The sequence below is a fragment of the Alcanivorax sp. HI0044 genome (assembly GCF_001634945.1).
In genome coordinates this window covers 1-4,625 of record NZ_LWEZ01001188.1, presented here as the reverse complement: position 1 = coordinate 4,625, position 4,625 = coordinate 1, and the positions used below count along the sequence as shown (strand labels likewise).

3 protein-coding genes are annotated in these 4,625 nt (G+C 59.4%); 2 read left to right on the top strand and 1 reads right to left on the bottom strand.

The window, feature by feature from the left end; genetic code table 11:
• The coding region (locus tag A3730_RS15910; RefSeq protein WP_063538429.1) for a DUF1631 domain-containing protein at positions 1-2,141 on the bottom strand (2,141 nt) is incomplete at its 3' end.
• A gap of 233 nt (positions 2,142-2,374) precedes the next feature.
• Between A3730_RS15910 and A3730_RS15905 the strand changes: the two genes are divergently transcribed.
• Positions 2,375-3,715 (top strand): sodium:alanine symporter family protein, encoded by a 1,341-nt coding sequence (locus A3730_RS15905; RefSeq protein WP_063520922.1) that lies wholly within the window; start codon positions 2,375-2,377, stop codon positions 3,713-3,715.
• Between the two features lie 112 nt (positions 3,716-3,827).
• Positions 3,828-4,625: carboxylating nicotinate-nucleotide diphosphorylase (nadC, locus tag A3730_RS15900; RefSeq protein WP_063538427.1), on the top strand; the 798-nt coding region annotated here is incomplete at its 3' end.

The window sequence follows — 4,625 nt, the reverse complement described above, 5'->3', positions numbered from 1 at the left end:
GCCAGGGTGTAAGCAGAAAACTCCTGCACCTTGATACCGCGGCGGTTGGTAAACACCATTTTCACGCCGGCGCGGATGTTGGCCGCCAGCTTGGCGCGGCGAGGTTCGCCGTCATCCTGAATTTCAATCCACTGCCCGGGCGGCAGCTGGCTGCATTTCTTCACCAGGAAATGATTTTCCGGCAATTCCGGCACCGTTTCCGGCTGGACCGGCTCGGCGGGCTGCTCTGGCTCCACCGCCACCCGCTCCGTCTGCAGCCCCTTGAGCAGCTGCTGATGCACATCACGGAACTTAACCAGCAGCTGTTTGGTTTCCACCGCATCGTAGTTGATCTGGCTGAGGCCGCTGTGCAGGGTCTTGAGCAGCTTCGGACTCAGATCCTTCAGTTTTTCCAGGGCCGCTTGCTCCCGGTGTTCCAGCACACTCCAGACCACCGCATCGACTACCTTCACCTGCTGCTGCCACAATCCGCTATCTTCGCCTTCGCGCAGCCAGGTCAAGTACAACACCTGTTGCCAGCCCTGGCGCAGCAGGCGCACCACCACATCCGGCAGCTGCCGCCCGGCCATGCGCTTATCCAGCACCGCCACCACTTCGCTGCGGGCCTGCTCGGCACGGGCCTTGCCCTCTTCTGCTTCGCGAACCCGCTGTTCCACACGATCGGAACGGCTTTTCTGGTTATCGAAGAACTGCTGGAACTCCTGCAACAGCGAGGAGAACAGGCTGGCATCATCTTCGTAATCATCAATGATGCGGTGCACCGCCTGATTAATCCTCTGGTAGAGGTCGTCCTGGATACCCTGCTGCGGATCCCATTGGCTACCGGCCCGGGCCAGCATGTTCAGCAATAGGCGGGCTTCATGATTATCGTTGCTAAAAAAGGTTTTATCGATGATCGCCACTTTCAGCAGCGGGATCTGCAAGCGGCCAATTAACGCCTTGATTTCCGAGGGCAGGCCCTCGTCATCCAGAATGAAATCGAACAGCAGGGCCACCAGATTGATGACATCATCATCGGCCTGATCCAGGGCATGGATGGCCTCGCCGTGCTCATTGTCGAGCAGCTCGGACAGGTCCGTTTTCAGGTCGGCACGGTCTTCGCCTTCCTCCTCTCCGAGACTACGCTCTACCCGCTGCAGGCGGTTCAAGACGCCGAGCAGATCATCGGAGCTGACCTGATGCACAGACGCCGCGTTAGCCACCGGCGCGCCATTCATATAAGGCACCCCGTTCTGCATAACGGCCATGGCCGCCTCGCTGGCTACGCCCGGCGCGCCGCCTGCCCCACCATTACCCGGGCCTCCCTGCATGCCGCGCATGGTCACCAGCAATTCCTGCAATAAACCAAACATCTGATCGTTGCTGGGGCCGCCGACATTCCCTGACATCGGTATCCCACCGTCAGAACCCTGGCCCTGGCTCGCCAGTGAGCGGGAGCCGGGCTTGCGTGCCGGGGCGATAGGCGCAGACTTCATTTCCGGCAACACCCCGGCATCGATCAGCACCTTGTTGGCCTCACTGACCAGATAGCCGGTTTCGGCCATCACTTCCCGCTCGAACAGCTTGAGGATGATCAGACGGGCCTTGATATCCAACGACAGCTTTTCCAGCCCTTCGCTGAAACAGGCGACCAGCTGGCGGGGTTCCAACGGGTTGTTGTGTTCGTTCACTTCCCGTTTGCTTTCAAACAGGTATTCGATGCGATGACAGAGGACCTTTAGCTGCTCGTTACAGCCATTGCGGGCCCGGCGCGCCATGTTATCCAGCGCCACCGAGGTTTCCAGCTCATCCTCATTGACCAGCGTCAGGGAATCTAGGTCCACCGGCGTTTTTTCCAGTGTCTCGGTTTCCGGGGGCCGCGCCAGGGTTAGAAATTGATGATTGATGGCCTGCTTGAAACTGCCTATCAAGCCAGCACGCTGAATGCGCAGCTCACGCATGGCCTCGAAATAGCGCTCGCGCTCTCCGTCTGTCTCTTTCTCGGCAAGGTCGTACAATTTATCATCGGCACCATCCAGCATATCTCCCAGATAAGCCCCACTAAGGGAGAGATAGCGCGCACACATCTTCTCAAGCGGCCGCGGCATGCTGCCTGGCGCTGCTTTCCCGGAAACCGGCTTTAGCTGTGTGACCTTGGACATTGCTCCCCCGGCAGGCGAACCCGCGACAGGCTGGGTGAAATACATCAAAAACTAGGGTGTGTATGGCACCAACGCTTTAATACTTTAATACGCTATCATGCATCAAGGGTAAGAATTTTGAACTAGTTGGCACTGACAGAATAGTGTGCGAGCACTCACAAACAAAACGCCCCACTTTCCCTACCCCGGAAATTCCCCTAGCCTAAGGCCTTTCGGGGCATTGGACGATAGCCATGGAACAGACGGTAACCATACTCAAACAGATTAGCGGTCTTCTGTGGGGATGGCCGGCGCTGATTCTCATCGCTGGCACAGGCATTTACCTGACCCTTATTCTCGGCTTCCTGCCCTTACGCCAGCTGGGTTTTGGCTTTCGGCAAATGCTGGGGCCGCAGCGCGGGGTGGGCACCATCGGTGCCGGCGCCGCCCTCGCCACGTCGCTGTCTGCCACCATTGGTACCGGTAATATTGTCGGCGTAGCCACCGCCATTCACTCCGGTGGCCCTGGTGCCCTGGTCTGGATGTGGCTGATCGCCCTGGTAGGCATGGCCACCAAATACGCAGAAGCGGTCCTCGCCGTTCATTTCCGGGAAAAAGATGCCGCCGGGCAATACGTGGGCGGCCCCATGTATTACATCAAAAACGGCCTGGGCAAGAACTGGCACTGGCTGGCCATCGCCTTTGCCGTCTTCGGCATGATTGCCGGCTTCGGGATTGGTAACAGCGTCCAGGCCAACTCCGTGGCTCACGGACTCAATGACAGCTTTGGTCTGCCACCCTGGATCACCGGCGTCACTCTGGCGGTCCTGGTGGGCATGGTGGTGCTGGGCGGCATGAAACGGATCGCCACCGTGGCGACCTTTATTGTGCCCTTTATGGCACTAGCCTATCTGCTGGCAGGCCTGGTGGTTCTGGCGGATCACGCCAGCGCCATTCCCGATGCTCTGGCCCTGTGTTTTGAAGGGGCCTTCAGCGGCACCGCCGCCGCCGGTGGTTTTGCCGGGGCACTGGTGAAAGAAGCCATCCGCTTCGGTATGGCCCGGGGGATCTTCTCCAACGAAGCTGGCCTGGGCAGCGCCCCCATCGCCCACGCCTCCGCCAACACGGACCATCCCGCCCGACAGGGCTCCATCGCCATGCTCGGCACCTTTATCGACACCATTATTGTCTGCTCCGTTACCGGCCTGGCGATTGTATCCACCGGCGTGTGGGACAGCGGCGTCAAAGGCGCCCCCCTTTCCGCCATGGCGTTTTCATCCACCTTCGGCGGTGTCGGCAACATCATTGTGGCCTGCAGCCTGGCCGTGTTTGCCTTTACTACCTTGCTGGGCTGGAGCCTGTACAGCGAGCGCTGCACCCAGTTCCTGTTCGGCAACAAGGCGATCATGCCATTCCGGGTCGTCTGGGTACTGGCCGTGCCGTTAGGGGCCATAGTCAGCCTGAACTTCGTCTGGGCACTGGCCGACATCATGAATATCCTGATGGCCGTGCCAAACCTGATCGCTCTGTTATTATTGTCCCCCATTGTGGTTCGGCTAAGCCGAGAGTTCTTCGCCAACCGCCGCCCGGACTGAATATTTGTAGGAGCTTGCTTGCAAGCGAACCCAGGGTATCGTCAATTGCCCAGCTTCGCTTGCAAGCAAGCTCCTACAGTGCACAAACACACCTTGTAGGACCCATCCCAGCATGACCATCTCCCTCCCTGACTACGTCCGCAACGACATTCAGCGCAATGTGACCTTTGCTCTGGAAGAAGATATCCGCGATGGCGATATCACCGCCCAGCTCATCGACGCGGACAGTCGCAGCACGGCCACCATCATTACCCGCGAAGACACCGTCATGTGTGGCACGCCCTGGGCCGACGAAGTCTTCCGGCAGTTGGGCGGCGTGGACGTTGAATGGCATGTCCAGGATGGCGACCGTCTCCCAGCCGAAACCACTTTGTGCACCCTGCGCGGCAACACCCGCAAGATTCTCACTGGCGAGCGCACTGCCCTCAATTTCCTGCAAACCCTGATGGGCACCGCCACCACCGCCCGCCGCTACGCGGATGCCGTGGCCGACAGCCAGGTCACCATCCTCGACACCCGGAAAACCCTGCCCGGCCTGCGCGCCGGCCAGAAATACGCGGTCCTCTGCGGCGGCTGCCAAAACCACCGCATCGGCCTCTACGACGCCTTCCTGATCAAGGAAAACCACGTCACCGCCTGCGGCGGCATCACCGCCGCCATTGAGCGCGCACGGGCACTGGCGCCGGACAAGAAAATCATTGTGGAAGTGGAGACACTGGCAGAACTGGAGGAAGCGGCTGGGCTGACGCCGGATCAAATTATGCTGGATAACTTCAGTGTGGAGATGCTGAAGGAAGCAGCTAAAATCGCCATTGAATCTGCGCTGGAGGTGTCTGGGAATCTGACAGTGGACAATGCCACCAACCTACCGAGCAGCCGGCACTGGTATTTATCGTCCGGAGCATTAACC

Coding starts and splice junctions, on each gene's coding strand:
- A3730_RS15905 (WP_063520922.1), top strand. CDS start 2,375: ATGGAACAGACGGTAACCATACTCAAACAGATTAGCGGTCTTCTGTGG.